Raw genomic sequence first — 15043 nt, 5'->3', positions numbered from 1 at the left:
AGCAAAAATTAAGTCTGATCTTTATTCATCCACTTTGGAGTTGGCATAGGTTTAAAATTGGCCATTTTCTCCAGTAATTCCTCAATATTTTCAGCGATAAGCAGCAAGTCAAAATTTGCTTTTTTAAGCAGCCCCTTACGAACCATAGTTTTTAGCATGGCGATAAGTTCATCATAATAGCCGTTGCTGTTCAGCAGGCCAATGGGATTTGCATGAAGACCCAGCTGTCCCCAGGTAACAATTTCAAAAAGTTCCTCTAAAGTTCCAAAACCACCCGGCAACGCGATAAAACCTTCACTAAGTTCATGCATTTTCATCTTGCGCTCATGCATGTCTTTTGTAGTGATGAGGCCGGTTAAACCTGGATGCACTACTTCTTTTGTCTTTAAAAAATCAGGAATCACACCGGTTACTTTACCACCGTGGTCCAATGCACCTCTGGCGACTTGTCCCATTAGGCCCAGTTTGCTGCCACCATAAACCAGATTTATATTTCTCTCTGCCAGAATTTTTCCAAGATTATAGGAATCCTTTAAAATCATCTCATCATTCCCCTCACTACTGCCACAAAAAACCGCTATACTATTCATTTTTAATTTTTAGAAAGTTCCTCTCAGCATTCTGTAATTGCCAAATATATCTTTTTTCAGACAGGCTTTATAACCGCAATCCTTCAGTAAAATTTCAGTTTCTTTGGCTAAATACTGATTGATTTCAAAATACAATTTTCCATTTTGACGCAGGCTTTCTTTTGCCAGTTTTGTAATTTTTTTATAAAAAATCAGCGGATTTTTATCTTCTACATAAAGGGCCAGTTCCGGCTCATAATCCAGAACATTGCGCTGCATCCCATTTTTTTCCAGTTCCCGCACATACGGCGGATTGGATACGATAACATCAAATTGCTCATCTAATTTATCCAATTCCAGAATATTCTGTTCCATAAAATTCACCTTTACTTCATTAAAAGCAGCATTAAATTTGGCTGTTTCTAAAGCTTTTTCTGAAACATCCATTGCCAAAACTTCAGCCTGAGGTAAATTTTTAGCCAGGCTAATCCCAATACAACCGCTGCCCGTACCAATATCCAGAATCTTTAAATTTTCTTCGGAAGAAATATTATTCAAAATCCATTGTACCAGTTCTTCAGTTTCCGGCCGCGGAATAAGAACTGCCTCATTGACTTTAAAACTTAAGCCGAAGAATTCTGTCTCTCCAATAATATATTGAACGGGATGATGATTTTTAAGTTTTTGGAGAGCAGTTTCAAAATTTTCAATCTCAGCTGCAGAAATTTTCCTTTCCGGTTCAAGCGCCATTTGCAGTCTGTTCATTCCGAAGTATTTTTCCGCAAGAAGATTAAAAAATGATCCTGTTTCCTCCTGCGGATATTCCCCCTTTAGCTCTTGCTGAAATTTTATTTTTAAATCTTTTAGTAGCAATTCTTTTGGTTATTTTTGAATGAGATATTTTGTTTTCCGTTGTCTGAAACCACCCCGGCCTGCGGCCACCCCTCTTTAAAAATGGATGGGACCTTTTTATCTATTTTAAATGTGAAATTTTAAATTCGTAAGTCTAATGTTGTGAGTCCCGGGTGTCATTTCATAAATTCTCACTTCTAACTTCGTACCTCAAATATCCTTTATCATCCAAACTGTACAATTGTAGTGTCCTGTATCACCTAAAGGTTTTTCCAGGCTTTCAAAACCTGTTTTTACATATAATTTCCTGGCATCCTGCATATAAGGTAAGGTTTCTATATAGCATTTTTTGAAACCTTCAGCTTTTGCGAATTTTAAACAGGTATCCATCATTTGCGTTCCCATACCTTTGCCCCGGGCTTCCGGAAGAAAATACATTTTTTGTAGTTCACAGATTTCTTCATCTAAACCCTTCAGCGGAGCTATTCCAGCGCAACCAATCACCTTTTCTTCATTTTCCACTACAAAATATTCCATCCGGGGGAAATCGTAAGTCGCATGCATATCGTCCAAAGCTTTATCTTCATAGGCCGTTCCTACTTTCGGCACGCCCATTTCCACTAAAACTGTTCTTACCACCTCAGCAACCTGCTGATTATCTTCCGGTTGAATTTTGCGAATTTTGTAACTACTCATTCTTGTTAATTAATCTTATTTTTGAGGCGTGAAGATACACGAAAAATATATAAAAAGATGTATCAGCCTGGCCCGAAACGGGCTTGGCAGAACCTATCCCAATCCCATGGTAGGCAGCGTGGTTGTTCATAAAAACAAGATTATTGGTGAAGGCTGGCATCAAAAAGCAGGCTTACCCCACGCCGAGGTAAATGCCATAAATTCGGTTAAAGATCCGGCACTTTTATCTGCCTCAACTATTTACGTTAGTCTTGAGCCTTGCAGCCATTATGGGAAAACTCCTCCCTGCAGTGATCTCATAATCGCCAAAGGCATTAAAAAAGTAGTGATTGGCAGTGTTGATCCCTTTGCTGAAGTTGCCGGGAGAGGTATTAAAAAGCTGATGGATGCCGGTTGCGAAGTTCTGGTTGGAATCCTGGAGCAGGAATGCCAGGAACTTAACAGGCGCTTTTTCACTTTTCATCAAAAACAACGGCCATATATTATCCTGAAGTGGGCACAAACTGCAGATTGTTTTATTGCTCCTGCTGATAAAATCAAAAGGGAACCGGTTTGGATTACTAATCAGGTTTCAAAACAACTGGTGCACAAATGGCGCGCAGAAGAGCAGGCAATTTTAGCAGGCACCAATACTGTTGTTGCCGATAATCCAAAACTGAACACAAGGCTGTGGAGCGGGCCCAATCCCGTTCGGATTATTATTGACAGAAATTTGCGTATTCCGCAGAAATCTTTTGTACTGGACCGAAGCATCAAAACGGTTGTTTTAACAGATCCTGACAGGGCTGAGTCTGCCGGAAAAAAATCTGCTGAAAATTTATTTTTTGAACCCCTGGACTTTGAAGAAGATTTAGCTCTACAGATTTGTAAAATTCTCTTCAAACACGAACTTCAATCGGTGATAATTGAAGGCGGAACGCAAACCCTGCAAACATTTATCGATGCCGACCTATGGGATGAAGCCAGGATATTTACCGGAAAAAGGGAATTTGGAACAGGCATAAAAGCACCACAATTTTTCGGAAGGTTAAAGGAAGAAACTGCCTTTACAGGTGATAATTTGAAAATATTTATGAATGATTAAAACAATAATTTTTGACTTTGGTGACGTTTTTATCAATCTGGATAAAGCCGCTACGTCCAGGGAGTTTAATAACTGCCGAGTTCCGGAATTAACGACGGGGCTTCTAGATAAAAATCTTCAATATGAAAAAGGCCTGATCTCTTCAGAAGAATTTGTAGGCGCTTATTGTTCAGAATTTGAGCATCTGGAGAAAGAACAGGTGCTCAAATCATGGAACGCAATCCTGGTAGATTTTCCGAAGTACCGCTATGAATTTCTGAAAAAGCTCTCCGAAGAAAAAGATTACAAGCTAATCCTTCTAAGCAATACCAATGAAATTCATATTGACTGGGTAAAGGAAAACGTACCGTTTTTTGAAGATTTCCAGAAGTGTTTCGATGCTTTTTATTTGTCACATGAAATCAATTTCCGGAAGCCTGATACTGAGATTTATAAGTTTGTCCTGGAAAAACATCAGCTTAAGCCGGATGAGTGCCTTTTTATAGACGACACTAAAGAAAACACCAATGCCGCGGCCACGTTGGGCATACATACCTGGAATATTGAGCCTACCCGTGAAGATATTATTGATTTGTTTATTGCCAAACAGGATTTATTTTGATTTACCTCGTGCTTAGCATCCTTTCCTCAAGTATCATATTTGTTGTTTTTAAACTCTACAACAAATTTGGAGTGAACACACTGCAGGCAATTATTATAAATTATTATATCGCCTGTACGGTAGGCTTTTGTGGATATATTGAAAATTTTGATGTTTCAGGAATTCCTTCAAAGGAGTGGTTTCCCGGTACGCTTACTTTGGGGGCATTATTTATTAGCGTATTTTATCTCGCCGCCATCACTACACAAAAAAGCGGATTATCGGTAGTTTCCGTAGCCACTAAAATGTCGGTTGCCATTCCCGTTTTTGCCGGAATTATTCTTTATAATGAAAGTACAGGAATTTTAAAACTCCTCGGCATTTTGCTGGCCCTGGCTGCAGTTTACCTCACCTCCATAAAAACAAAAAACAGAATTCATATTCAAAAGAAGAATCTCATCTTCCCGTTACTGGTATTTCTCGGCAGCGGAATAATAGATACCACGATTAATTTTCTCGAAAATTCTTATGTTGCTCAGGCAGATGTTGGCCTATTCTCTTCTACAATTTTTGCTATTGCGGGAAGCATTGGCCTTGATCCTGATATTACAGGCTATCAGAGGAAAATTAAAAATTACCTGGAAAAATATCATAGGAGGTATTGCGCTGGGTATACCAAACTATTTTTCGATATATTTCCTTGTAATGGCGCTACGCAGTCCTGGTTTTGAAAGTTCAGCGATATTCACCATTAATCATGTTGGAATTGTTACTATTTCTACTCTGCTGGGAATTTCCTTTTTTGGAGAACGTCTCCTCCGCAAAAACTGGATTGGTATTTTGTTGGCAATTATAAGTATTTTACTTGTTGCGAGAAGTTAGGCTAAGAGAACAGTTTAATTTTTAACGCTTTCAGCATTAATTTTAACCGAATGAAAGACACCTATAAAAGTATAACGTCAGCTTCAGAAGAAGTGCTTTATAAAGACAGGAATTCAAAATTCTATGGCTATGCGTTCCCGGTGAAAACCGAAGAAGAAATTAATACCCACCTTGAAGAATTACGCAGTAGGCATCACAAAGCCAGCCATTGGTGCTATGCGTGGCAGTTAGGCAAAGAAGAATTTAAGTACAGGGCCAATGATGATGGCGAACCCTCAAATTCTGCCGGAATGCCAATCTATGGTCAAATTCAGTCTTTTGAAGTTACAAACATCCTCATTGTTGTAGTACGGTATTTTGGCGGAGTAAAACTTGGTGTAGGCGGACTGATTAATGCGTACAAGACGGCGGCACAAATGGCCCTTGAAAATTCAAAAATGATCACCCGCAGCATTGACCGTGTTTTTGTGGTTAAATTTAATTATCCAGAAATGAATACGGTAATGCGCATGATTAAGGAAAACAACCTAAACGTGATCGAGCAGAAATTGGAATTAGATTGTAGGGTTTTTCTTTCAGTTAGAAAAGCAGATGCTGATGAAATTCTAAAAAAATTCAATTCTATCTATAAAATAGATATAAATGAACTGGATATTTAAAAGCCGAGTTTTTCAAGAATAATTTGCGGACATCTAATGGGTCTTTTGGTCTTTGCATCCATAAAAACAAGCACTGTTCTTGCTGTTGTTAGCAAGTCTTCCGCGGCATTAAAAATAGAATAATCAAAAGCGATTTTCACGCCCGGTTTATCTTTTAGTACTACTTCAATTTTGAGAATATCATCAAAAGTGGCCGGCTTTAAAAATTTACAATTCAGTTCAAAAACAGGTAGCATAATGCCATTCTTTTCCATTTCCTTATAAGAAACTCCTAAAGCTTCAAGCCAGTCTATACGGGCTATTTCGAGGTATTGTGCATAATTCCCGTGGTACACAACCCCCATCTGGTCGGTCTCGGCATAACGAACTTTAACATGGCTTGTATGGGTTTTCATACGCTTATAAATAGTTTAATTAAGAGAGGTTTTGTAATTTCAAAGGCGGAATTAAGTATGCGTAAATTTTTATTAAAATTCAACAGCAATTGCGTTTTTTTTTCAGATAATTTGTTCACATATTTGTTCTGCCTAAGTACAGAAAATAATTCTTTTCTATACGCAAATTTGAACTTTCTACTAACCTATTAATAAGTCGAATTAAGCATGTCGGAAACTGCGCAATCAGTTTGGAATAGCTGTCTAGCTTTTATCAAGGATAATATTACACCTCAAGCCTATAAAACGTGGTTTGAACCGATTCAGGCAGTAAAACTTACAGACTGTGCACTGAGCATCCAGGTACCTTCCAAGTTTTTTTATGAATGGCTTGAAGAGCATTATGTAAAGCTACTAAAGGTTTCCCTTACTCGTGAACTTGGAGAGAAAGCGAAATTGGTGTATGTGATCAAAATGGAGAACACGTACGGCAATAAGCTTCCGTTTACCGAGAAAATCCCCAGCAGCCAGCGCAGCAATGTTTCTTCCCAGGAAGTAGACGTTCCCATTAAGAACAAAAACCCTGAACTAAAAAATCCTTTCATTATACCCGGGATTAGAAATGTAAAAATTGAATCTCAGCTTAACCCAAGTTACAGCTTCGAAAATTTTCTGGAAGGAGATTCCAACAGGCTGGCACGTTCTGCAGGAATGGCGGTTGCCAACAAGCCCGGCGGCACATCATTCAATCCTTTGCTTATTTTTGGCGGGGTTGGCCTTGGAAAGACACACCTGGCACATGCCATAGGAGTTGAAATAAAAGATAAGTATCCCGAAAAGACAGTTTTATATATTTCTGCAGAAAAATTTACACAACAATATATTGAATCTGTTAAGAAGAATAACAGGAATGACTTTATTCACTTCTACCAGATTATTGATGTATTGATTGTAGATGATATTCAGCTGTTATCTGGAAAAGCAGGAACCCAGGATGTATTTTTTCACATTTTCAACCACTTGCACCAAAATGGGAAACAGGTGATTTTAACCAGTGATAAGGCTCCTGTAGATATGCAGGATATTGAGCAAAGATTACTATCGCGATTTAAATGGGGACTGTCAGCAGAGCTGCAACATCCAGATTTTGAAACCCGTATATCTATTATAAAAAATAAACTATATCGCGACGGTGTGGAAATGCCTGAAGATATTGTGGAATTTCTGGCAAACAATATTAAATCCAATATTCGTGAACTGGAAGGTGCCATTATTTCCCTTATTGCCCATTCTTCTTTTAATAAAAAGGATATTACTCTTGAACTGGCCAAAAAAATTGTTGACAATTACGTTAAGAATACCAAACGGGAAGTCAGTATAGATTATATACAAAAGGTAGTAAGTGATTATTTCCAGATGGACGTGGATACTTTAAAGTCTAAAACCAGGAAAAGGCATATTGTACAGGCAAGACAGCTGGCCATGTTTTTTGCCAAAAAATTCACGAAAGCCTCGCTTGCAAGCATTGGCTCCCAAATTGGAAGCAGGGATCACGCTACTGTACTTCATGCCTGTAAAACGGTAGATAATCTGGCTGCTACAGATAAGCAGTTTAAAAAGTTTGTGGAAGATCTTAATAAGAAACTTACTATTTAACTTCTGCAAGAGAGCCTGTATTCTCGGAAAAAAGAAAATAATTCTAACTGCCTTCTATCGTACATAGAAAAGGCTTAAAAAATATTTTAGATGAAAACCAAAATTCTAATGGTTTGCCTTGGCAACATTTGCAGATCACCACTTGCTGAAGGAATTCTGAAATCTAAAGTAAATCCGGAAAAGGTATATATAGATTCTGCGGGAACAGGTGGCTATCATGCGGGTTGTGCTCCTGATGAAAGATCTATTGCCGTTGCAAGAAGGAATAACCTTGATATTAGCACGCAGCAATGCCGGCAGTTTGATGTATCAAATTTTGAAGAATTTGACCACATTTTCGTTATGGATAATTCTAATTATCGTGATATCCTATCTCTTACTGAAAATGAAGATGATAAGAAAAAAGTTAACTTAATCCTGAACGAGATTTTTCCGAAAGAAAATGTAGATGTTCCCGATCCATATCACGGGGGAGAACAAGGCTTTGAAAATGTTTACCAGATGCTGGAGGAAGCCTGTGAAAAAATTGCGCAACGGCTTCACCTGAAATAATTATGGCTGATTCTTCTTTTAAATATCAGGGAAAGCTTTTTATGATTCCCACAACCCTTGGAGATTCCGATCCCATGGAGGTGCTTCCAGTGCATATTAAAAAGATCATTGAAGAAACAGACGAATATATTGTTGAAAATGAAAAAACAGCCCGAAAAGCAATTAAGAAAATTTTTCCGGAAAAACCTCAGCAATCGCTAAAACTGCATTTGCTGAATAAATTTACGCAAGCAGGAGAACTTCCCTCCTATTTAAAAGCCTGTAAAGAAGGGAAAAACGTAGGTTTAATGAGTGAGGCAGGATGTCCCGGAGTTGCCGATCCCGGGGCTGAAATTGTACAACTTGCTCATCAGGACAACATACAGGTAGTACCGCTGGTAGGACCTTCTTCTATTTTACTTGCTATGATGGGCAGCGGAATGAACGGCCAGGGCTTTACATTTCACGGCTACCTTCCTATAGACAAAAAAGAACGCAAGCGCGAATTAAAAAACCTGGAGCGGATTTCTTCGGAAAGAAATCAGGCGCAGATTTTCATAGAAACTCCATATCGCAATAATAAATTACTGGAAGATATACTGCAGAATCTCCATTCCGGCACTAATCTTTGCGTTGCCTGCGATCTCACCCTTAATACCGAGATGATTCTTACCAAAACTGTTGAAGATTGGTCTAAAACAAAAGTGGACCTTCATAAAAGGCCCACAATTTTTATTCTTCAAAAAGATTTTTAAGCATTTGGCAAAACTGCCTTTGCTCTTTTTTCCGGCTGAATAAAAGAAGTATCATAACCGGAAAATTTTTGCATGTAATTTTTGATACTGGTTCCAAAAGCATCGCTAAATGCCTGTGCTCCCCAGCTTCTAAGATATTTTTTTACACTTCCCGGTCCTGCAAGATGAGCGGCAGCCAGAATACCAGATTCAGTTACTTCCACCCCATTTATTGTTTTACCCACAAAACGTTTAATATCACGTATAAGAATCCACTTATTACGGGACGAATTTGCATAAAAAGCAGCTTCCTGTAACGCAGGAGAATTAATAAATTCCTGAGTGTTGTAAATACCTATAAGAGCAAGCGTACCTTTTCCAAACTGGTATTTGCCCATATAGCCATACTCATTCACTGTTTTATAGTTTCCGCGGGATTCCTTAAAGCCTACAGCCTCTTTAAATCCAAGATAAGATTTCCCAAGCTTGGGTAAATTGCTTAGATGAACCTCTTTAACTATATCCTCTTCTAAAAGGGGTTCCACGGTGTAATCCAGATCCAGGTTTGCGGTTGAAAAGCTTTCCAGATCCACTTTTGCAGCATCTTTAGTAGAAAAACTGAAAAACATCGTACCTGCAATGGCCGGTAAAATAGAGAATTTTGCAATTTTCTTTCTTTTTTGCATTACATTTTGTTTTTGAAGAGTTAACGGATTCTATTCAAAAAAGAATAAAAATCCCCCTTCAATTTTGCCGGGCAAAGATACAATAAATTTTAATAATTTGATACACAGCATGTTAATTAAAGTGCATTCCTTGTTAAGGGCTTAACATTTCCATAAGAATCAGCGGTTCAAAGTCTTATAACAGCGTTAAAGGAAGACAGGAAAAACAATTTTTATCTTTTAATCCCCTGTTTATTTATCCAGCGAACATACTCCTGCTTATTACGATTGTGCTGTGAGAGATTTTCTGCAAATTTGTGATAGCCAAAATTCTCCACATCGGCTACAAAATAGAAGAAATCATGATCCTGATAATTAAGTACTGCATCTATGGAAGAAATGTCGGGCATGGTAATAGGCCCCGGAGGAAGTTCCTTATATAAATAGGTATTATATGGGGAATCTAAGGTAAGATCTTTATAAAGAACCCTTTTTATGATTGTATCAAAATTCTTTGTACTTTCTTTAATAGCATAAATTACGGTTGGATCGGCATCAAGTTTCCATCCGTTTTTGTACCTGTTCATATAAACTCCGGCAACTTTGGGACGCTCGTCTACTTTGGCCGTTTCTTTTTGAACAATAGAAGCCAGTACAATAACTTCAATGGGTTTCAGGCCAATTTCTTCAGCTTTGTTCAGGCGATCTTCGGTCCAGAACCTGTTATACTCCTTCTGCATTCTTTCACGAAATTCCTCAGCGGAAGTATTCCAGTAAAATTCATATTTATTGGGGATATACAAAGAAAGCGCCTCTTCTTCAGAAAAATCATTTTCAGCTAAAAATGTACTATCTCTAAAAATTTTGAGCAGGCTTACACTATCGGCTTCAATTTGCTCGGCAATCCTGCCTGCTAAATTTTCCAGCCGCTCCTGATTATTAAAACTAACGTTTACCGGATTATTGCTACTGCGGAGAACATTTACAATTTCATTATTATTCATGTCTTTATTCAACACATACCTCCCGGGACTAATATTATTTTTGTATCCTTTTTTTCCTGCAACAAGATCAAAAGAATTAACATCTTTGAGTACTGTCCTGAGGGAATCCAATACCATATTGTAATTTGCCCCCGTAGGAATATAAACCACGGCTTTTTCTTCGGCAAATCCTGTATTTGGAGAAAATATACTGTTATAAATGTGATAACTGAAAATGGAAAGCGCAATAACACCCAGAATAGCAACCACGGCTATAATTTTTTTAATGTACATCGTTTATAAGTTGATATAGGATTTCATCTCTAAAAGATCCGTTCATGAAATTCCATTCTTTTTTTATTCCTGATTTCCTAAAACCTTTCCCTTCAAAAAGTTTAATACTTGCTGTATTGCCTTCAGTTACATTTGCATAAACCTGATGCAGCGCAAGATGTTTAAAGCAATAATTGCATATTAGGGAAAGACTTTCTGCACCGTAACCTTTTCTACGTTCACCGGCCTCTGAAATTAAAATTCCCAAAGCAGCCCGGCGATTTTTAGGTTCAAGATCAAAAATATCTATCAGGCCAATATTTTTGTCCTCATTATTGCAAATTACGAGCCGCAATTGCTTGTAATCATAAATATCGCGATGGGCATTTTCCAGATATTTCCTTATCATAAACCTGGAGTAAGGCACCTGCGTTGCGCTTACCTCCCAAAAATCCTCTGTATTCTCCAATTGATGTACAAAATCCAGATCTTCTGGCTCCAGGGCCCTTAGTTTCACTTTTTCGCCCTTGAGCGTTAGCATGTTATTTCACCTTTAAAAACCTGCTCTGCCGGTCCTGTTAGCCATATATCGGTATAATTTTCCGCGCCTTTTTTGCTGAAGGATACAGAGAGTTCACCTCCCGGCACTTTTAATTTTATTTTATTTGCGTTAGCCCTTTCCGAAGCATTTGCAGCTATAGCCACGGCAGTAACTCCGGTTCCGCAGGAAAGGGTTTCGTCTTCTACTCCCCGCTCATAGGTACGCACAAGAAAAGTATTTTCACCTTCAGCCTCCACAAAATTCACATTTGCTCCTCCCCTCTCCACATAAGGCTCAGAATACCTGATAGCAGCCCCTTCTTCCTTTATATTTATATCTTTTACATTGCTGGTAAAAACAATGTGATGAGGAGAACCGGTATCAAGAAAAGAAATATTCCCTTTCTGGCTGATTTTATTCACATTCTGCATTTGCAGGCTAATCAGTCCTTCTTTTATGCTTGCTTTATGAGGGCCGTCTACAGCAGTAAAAGCTGCTTTATCTTCAATAATATTAAGATATTTTGCAAAAGCCACCAGGCAACGGCCACCATTGCCGCACATGCTGCTCTCATTACCGTCTGCATTGAAATATATCATCTTAAAATCATCGCCATTAACCTCAGGCTCTTCCAGTAAAATTAATCCATCTGCCCCTATGCCAAATTTGCGATCACAAAGTTTCTTTATTATTTTGGTATCGTTTTTGGATAATAAATGTTGACGATTATCAAGCATCACAAAATCATTGCCTGTGCCCTGATATTTAAAAAACGGAATCTTCATAATTCGTATTTTAGAAGGCACAAATATACAATAAAGCATAAGATTTGAGAGATGATTAAATGGTCGTTAAAATTCAGGAACATAATACTAAAAGAGATTACTTAAAGTTTAATTCTAAAAACAAATTAATAATATGAAAAAACTAGCAAGCTTACTCATTGTAGCTATTTTGGGAGGCGTACTTTCCCTTGGAGGCTACAAGCTGTTTTTAGAAGAAGAATCCGGAAGTTCGCTTCCAGTAGCTTCTTCAGCACAGGAAAATAATTCATTTATTCCTGCCAGCTATACCAATAGGATATATGGAACAAATGCCGATTTTACAGAAGCTGCCGAAAATACGGTTCATGCCGTTGTGCACGTAAAAAATGTGGCTGTATTTAACGGCCCGCGCAATCCTTTTGAATTTTACTACGGAAACCGCAGCGAAGGGAAAGCTGTTCAGGGTGCAGGTTCCGGCGTTATTATTACTCCCGATGGCTATATTGTAACCAATAATCACGTGATTGAAGGAGCAAGTGAACTGGAAGTTACTCTTAATAATAATCAAACCTATACTGCCGAAGTAATAGGAAGCGATAAAAAATCTGATATCGCCCTTTTAAAAATTGATGCGGAAGAACTTGATTATATTCCTTTCGGAAATTCTAATAATATAAAACTGGGCGAATGGGTATTAGCCGTAGGTAACCCATTTAACCTTAAGTCTACTGTTACCGCAGGGATAGTTAGTGCCAAAGCAAGAGATTTAAACACCTCCGATGCCATGCCGCAGTCCTTTATCCAGACAGATGCGGCCATTAATCCCGGTAACAGCGGGGGAGCCCTTGTAAATATTAATGGTGAACTTATTGGCATTAACACTGCCATTACTTCCAGGACCGGAAGCTATATAGGATATGCTTTTGCCGTACCTTCTAACAATGCCAGAAAAATTGTGGAAGACATAATGGAATATGGTGATGTACAACAGGGAATTTTAGGAATACGGGGCGGAAGCATTAATCCCACCGCAGTTGAAGATTTAGGCCTTAGCACAACCCAGGGTGTTTATGTGGCCAGCGTTAGCCCCGGGAGCGGAGCTGAAAACGCAGGTATTGAAAAAAATGATATTATCAAACAAATTGATAACATCAGGATTAACAAATTTTCTGACCTTACAGGATATATAAATTCCAAACGACCCGATGATGTTGTGATGGTAACAATATTAAGAGACGGCAAAGAGCGCGAAGTAAAAGTTACTCTTACAAAATATGAAGCATATAGTATAAGTCCCATAGGACTTGAAGTGGCCAATGCTACAAAACAGGAATTACGTAAGTACAATACAGATTACGGAGTAAAAATTAACCGCATACTAAGAAATGACCTTCCTGCTGAAGAATTTGTAGGTGCCATTATTACTGAAATAAATAATCAAAAAGTTTCAGATATTAATGAAGTGGAAAGAGTAATTGAAAACAAGAGGGATTCAGATCCTATTGTAGTATCCTTCATTGATAAAAAAGGCGAAAAACAAAGGGTTGTATGGAGATAATGCATCCAGGAAAAGGATTAAGGCTGTCTAAAAAGGCAGCCTTTTTTTATTCAAATAGGTTTTACGAAAACGATTGAAATATATATTTTTGCAGCTTGAAAACAACCACACCACACATGAGCTTTAACAAAGTCTACGAAAAAGAGCTTGCTTTCCAGGCAGATCGCCGGAAAGCAACTGTACAATTTATTAACATTATTAGCGACTTATGGTACGACCGGGCTATTGAGCTCGTGCTCTTCAGAAATCAACTCATCAACAGGAATGTTAGTGATATTTTAAATCTTCATGAATATGCGGGCAAATTTGTTGAGAAACCAATATCCATTTTTGATTCTGTTGAAATTGCGAAAACCATACAAGATTTGAATCTTCCGCCGGCCAAGCTGGATATTGGAAAATTAACTTATGAGTATCATTTGGAAGGAGAAGAATATACCAATGCAATGGCATTTGTCTCCAGGCAACTAAAAGTTTTAAAAGATGTTGAAGCAGTGGTACCCAAAGATGTGGTGCTTTATGGCTTCGGAAGGATTGGCCGCCTGCTTGCCAGGGAATTAATGGCCAGAACAGGAAAAGGCAATCAGCTAAGATTAAGGGCAATTGTTACACGGGGTACTATAACAGCAGATATACTGGAAAAAAGAGCTTCCCTCTTAAAAAATGATTCCATACATGGAGATTTTTCAGGAACCGTAAGAGCAGATGTAGAAAATTCAGCTTTGGTTATAAATGGCACCACCGTTCATATGATTTCAGCAGAACAACCTGAAGACATAGACTATACAAGCTATGGAATTAATAAGGCACTCATAATAGACAATACGGGCGCTTTTCGTGATAAAGAATCTTTGGAAAGGCATTTGCACGCAAAAGGAGCCGCGAAAGTTTTGCTAACAGCGCCCGGCAAAGGCATTCCTAACATTGTACACGGAGTAAATCATAAAGAATATAATCCTGATGAAATTTCCATTTTTTCCGCTGCTTCCTGTACTACAAATGCCATTACACCTGTGCTTAAAGCCATTGAAGACTCTCTGGGAGTGGTGCACGGCCATCTGGAAACTATCCATGCTTATACCAATGACCAGAATTTAGTAGACAACATGCACAGTAAGTATAGAAGGGGCCGTGCTGCAGGCTTAAATATGGTAATAACTGAAACCGGTGCCGGAAAAGCCGTTGCCAGGGCTTTACCAGTACTTGAAGGAAAAATTACCTCAAACGCCATACGTGTTCCGGTTCCTAATGGTTCTCTTGCCATTCTAAATCTTGAAGTGCAGAATGAAACTTCGGTAAATGGCGTTAATTCTATTCTAAAAAAATATGCCCTCGAAGGAGACCTGGTTGAACAAATTAAATATTCTATTGATAATGAACTTGTTTCTACTGATATCATCGGGTCTTCAGCACCCGCAATTTATGACAGTAAAGCCACAATTGTTTCTGAAGATGGAAAAAATGTCATTCTGTACGTCTGGTATGACAATGAGTTTGGTTATAGTCAGCAGGTAATAAGGCTGGCAAAATATATCGCCAAAGTAAGGAGATATACTTACTATTGATCTACAATTTTTCAATCTTTAATCAAAAGAAAGGGCAGTATAATTTTGGCTATATGTTAACTTCAAAAGAGAGCAGG

At 38.2% G+C, this 15043-nt stretch carries 16 protein-coding genes and 1 pseudogene; 9 read left to right on the top strand and 8 right to left on the bottom strand.

All coding sequences use genetic code 11. The annotated features are described in order from the left end of the window. Nucleotides 1-8: 8 nt before the first annotated feature. The 3 genes from RM539_RS04890 to RM539_RS04880 form a co-directional block, all read right to left on the bottom strand. Entirely contained in the window at nt 9-590 is a 582-nt protein-coding gene (locus RM539_RS04890; RefSeq protein WP_311502314.1) for an LOG family protein, read from the bottom strand. Between the two features lie 9 nt (nt 591-599). Next, nucleotides 600-1442, bottom strand: coding sequence for a peptide chain release factor N(5)-glutamine methyltransferase (gene prmC, locus RM539_RS04885; protein ID WP_311502313.1), 843 nt, complete (start codon nt 1440-1442; stop codon nt 600-602). A gap of 189 nt (nt 1443-1631) precedes the next feature. After that, nucleotides 1632-2117, bottom strand: a complete 486-nt coding sequence (locus RM539_RS04880; RefSeq protein WP_311502312.1) for a GNAT family N-acetyltransferase — start codon at nt 2115-2117, stop codon at nt 1632-1634. A 28-nt stretch (nt 2118-2145) separates the two neighbouring features. Here RM539_RS04880 and ribD point away from each other — a divergent pair, with 28 nt between their 5' ends. The 4 genes and pseudogenes from ribD (at nt 2146) to RM539_RS04860 (ending at nt 5322) form a co-directional block, all read left to right on the top strand. Beyond that, on the top strand, nt 2146-3201 hold the full coding sequence (gene ribD / locus RM539_RS04875; RefSeq protein WP_311502311.1) for a bifunctional diaminohydroxyphosphoribosylaminopyrimidine deaminase/5-amino-6-(5-phosphoribosylamino)uracil reductase RibD: 1056 nt from the start codon (nt 2146-2148) through the stop codon (nt 3199-3201). Beyond that, nucleotides 3194-3802 (top strand): HAD family hydrolase, encoded by a 609-nt coding sequence (locus RM539_RS04870; RefSeq protein ID WP_311502310.1) that lies wholly within the window; start codon nt 3194-3196, stop codon nt 3800-3802. The genes ribD and RM539_RS04870 overlap by 8 nt, the downstream gene beginning before the upstream one ends. Next, nucleotides 3799-4663, top strand: a pseudogene (locus RM539_RS04865) (EamA/RhaT family transporter). The gene RM539_RS04870 and the pseudogene RM539_RS04865 overlap by 4 nt, the downstream one beginning before the upstream one ends. A 50-nt stretch (nt 4664-4713) precedes the next feature. Then, nucleotides 4714-5322 carry an IMPACT family protein gene (locus RM539_RS04860; protein WP_311502308.1) on the top strand — a complete coding sequence of 203 codons (609 nt, stop codon included), beginning with the start codon at nt 4714-4716 and terminating at the stop codon, nt 5320-5322. On the opposite strand, the gene RM539_RS04855 is transcribed toward RM539_RS04860, so the two are convergent. Then, the gene (locus RM539_RS04855; protein WP_311502307.1) at nt 5319-5717 is read right to left on the bottom strand and encodes an acyl-CoA thioesterase; all 399 of its coding nucleotides are present in this window, start codon (nt 5715-5717) and stop codon (nt 5319-5321) included. The genes RM539_RS04860 and RM539_RS04855 overlap by 4 nt on opposite strands. A gap of 207 nt (nt 5718-5924) precedes the next feature. On the opposite strand from RM539_RS04855, the gene dnaA reads away from it, so the two are divergent. From dnaA to RM539_RS04840, 3 genes are all read left to right on the top strand, one after another. Next, nucleotides 5925-7352 carry a chromosomal replication initiator protein DnaA gene (gene dnaA / locus RM539_RS04850; RefSeq protein ID WP_311502306.1) on the top strand — a complete coding sequence of 476 codons (1428 nt, stop codon included), beginning with the start codon at nt 5925-5927 and terminating at the stop codon, nt 7350-7352. Between the two features lie 90 nt (nt 7353-7442). Beyond that, nucleotides 7443-7904: a low molecular weight protein-tyrosine-phosphatase gene (locus RM539_RS04845; protein WP_311502305.1), complete on the top strand. Its 462-nt coding sequence runs from the start codon at nt 7443-7445 to the stop codon at nt 7902-7904. 2 nt (nt 7905-7906) lie between these two features. Continuing rightward, on the top strand, nt 7907-8638 hold the full coding sequence (locus RM539_RS04840; RefSeq protein WP_311502304.1) for an SAM-dependent methyltransferase: 732 nt from the start codon (nt 7907-7909) through the stop codon (nt 8636-8638). On the opposite strand, the gene RM539_RS04835 is transcribed toward RM539_RS04840, so the two are convergent. From RM539_RS04835 to dapF, 4 genes are all read right to left on the bottom strand, one after another. Then, nucleotides 8635-9303, bottom strand: a complete 669-nt coding sequence (locus tag RM539_RS04835; RefSeq protein WP_311502303.1) for a peptidoglycan-binding protein LysM — start codon at nt 9301-9303, stop codon at nt 8635-8637. The genes RM539_RS04840 and RM539_RS04835 overlap by 4 nt on opposite strands. Before the next feature lie 212 nt (nt 9304-9515). Continuing rightward, on the bottom strand, nt 9516-10559 hold the full coding sequence (gene mltG, locus RM539_RS04830; protein ID WP_311502302.1) for an endolytic transglycosylase MltG: 1044 nt from the start codon (nt 10557-10559) through the stop codon (nt 9516-9518). Then, nucleotides 10549-11079, bottom strand: coding sequence for a GNAT family N-acetyltransferase (locus tag RM539_RS04825; protein ID WP_311502301.1), 531 nt, complete (start codon nt 11077-11079; stop codon nt 10549-10551). Before RM539_RS04825 ends, mltG begins: the two co-directional genes overlap by 11 nt. Further along, nucleotides 11073-11864, bottom strand: coding sequence for a diaminopimelate epimerase (gene dapF, locus RM539_RS04820; RefSeq protein ID WP_311502300.1), 792 nt, complete (start codon nt 11862-11864; stop codon nt 11073-11075). The genes RM539_RS04825 and dapF overlap by 7 nt, the downstream gene beginning before the upstream one ends. 133 nt (nt 11865-11997) lie before the next feature. Here dapF and RM539_RS04815 point away from each other — a divergent pair, with 133 nt between their 5' ends. Together RM539_RS04815 and RM539_RS04810 are read left to right on the top strand one after the other, a co-directional pair. Next, nucleotides 11998-13401, top strand: coding sequence for a S1C family serine protease (locus RM539_RS04815; protein WP_311502299.1), 1404 nt, complete (start codon nt 11998-12000; stop codon nt 13399-13401). Nucleotides 13402-13517: 116 nt separating this feature from the next. Then, the gene (locus tag RM539_RS04810; RefSeq protein WP_311502298.1) at nt 13518-14966 is read left to right on the top strand and encodes a glyceraldehyde-3-phosphate dehydrogenase; all 1449 of its coding nucleotides are present in this window, start codon (nt 13518-13520) and stop codon (nt 14964-14966) included. Nucleotides 14967-15043: the final 77 nt, after the last annotated feature.

It is taken from the genome of Autumnicola musiva (assembly GCF_031846585.1).
GTDB classification, from domain to species: domain Bacteria; phylum Bacteroidota; class Bacteroidia; order Flavobacteriales; family Flavobacteriaceae; genus Autumnicola; species Autumnicola musiva.
Note: the sequence above shows the minus strand (reverse complement) of the source record. Positions and strands in the feature narration are given on the sequence as shown.

What these genes read in the sequence shown, in the direction of transcription:
- mltG (WP_311502302.1), bottom strand. Translation starts at nt 10,559, where the DNA reads ATGTACATTAAAAAAATTATAGCCGTGGTTGCTATTCTGGGTGTTATT.
- RM539_RS04890 (WP_311502314.1), bottom strand. Translation starts at nt 590, where the DNA reads ATGAATAGTATAGCGGTTTTTTGTGGCAGTAGTGAGGGGAATGATGAG.
- RM539_RS04880 (WP_311502312.1), bottom strand. Translation starts at nt 2,117, where the DNA reads ATGAGTAGTTACAAAATTCGCAAAATTCAACCGGAAGATAATCAGCAG.
- dapF (WP_311502300.1), bottom strand. Translation starts at nt 11,864, where the DNA reads ATGAAGATTCCGTTTTTTAAATATCAGGGCACAGGCAATGATTTTGTG.
- dnaA (WP_311502306.1), top strand. Translation starts at nt 5,925, where the DNA reads ATGTCGGAAACTGCGCAATCAGTTTGGAATAGCTGTCTAGCTTTTATC.
- RM539_RS04860 (WP_311502308.1), top strand. Translation starts at nt 4,714, where the DNA reads ATGAAAGACACCTATAAAAGTATAACGTCAGCTTCAGAAGAAGTGCTT.
- RM539_RS04835 (WP_311502303.1), bottom strand. Translation starts at nt 9,303, where the DNA reads ATGCAAAAAAGAAAGAAAATTGCAAAATTCTCTATTTTACCGGCCATT.
- RM539_RS04840 (WP_311502304.1), top strand. Translation starts at nt 7,907, where the DNA reads ATGGCTGATTCTTCTTTTAAATATCAGGGAAAGCTTTTTATGATTCCC.
- RM539_RS04815 (WP_311502299.1), top strand. Translation starts at nt 11,998, where the DNA reads ATGAAAAAACTAGCAAGCTTACTCATTGTAGCTATTTTGGGAGGCGTA.
- RM539_RS04845 (WP_311502305.1), top strand. Translation starts at nt 7,443, where the DNA reads ATGAAAACCAAAATTCTAATGGTTTGCCTTGGCAACATTTGCAGATCA.
- RM539_RS04825 (WP_311502301.1), bottom strand. Translation starts at nt 11,079, where the DNA reads ATGCTAACGCTCAAGGGCGAAAAAGTGAAACTAAGGGCCCTGGAGCCA.
- RM539_RS04855 (WP_311502307.1), bottom strand. Translation starts at nt 5,717, where the DNA reads ATGAAAACCCATACAAGCCATGTTAAAGTTCGTTATGCCGAGACCGAC.
- RM539_RS04810 (WP_311502298.1), top strand. Translation starts at nt 13,518, where the DNA reads ATGAGCTTTAACAAAGTCTACGAAAAAGAGCTTGCTTTCCAGGCAGAT.
- RM539_RS04870 (WP_311502310.1), top strand. Translation starts at nt 3,194, where the DNA reads ATGATTAAAACAATAATTTTTGACTTTGGTGACGTTTTTATCAATCTG.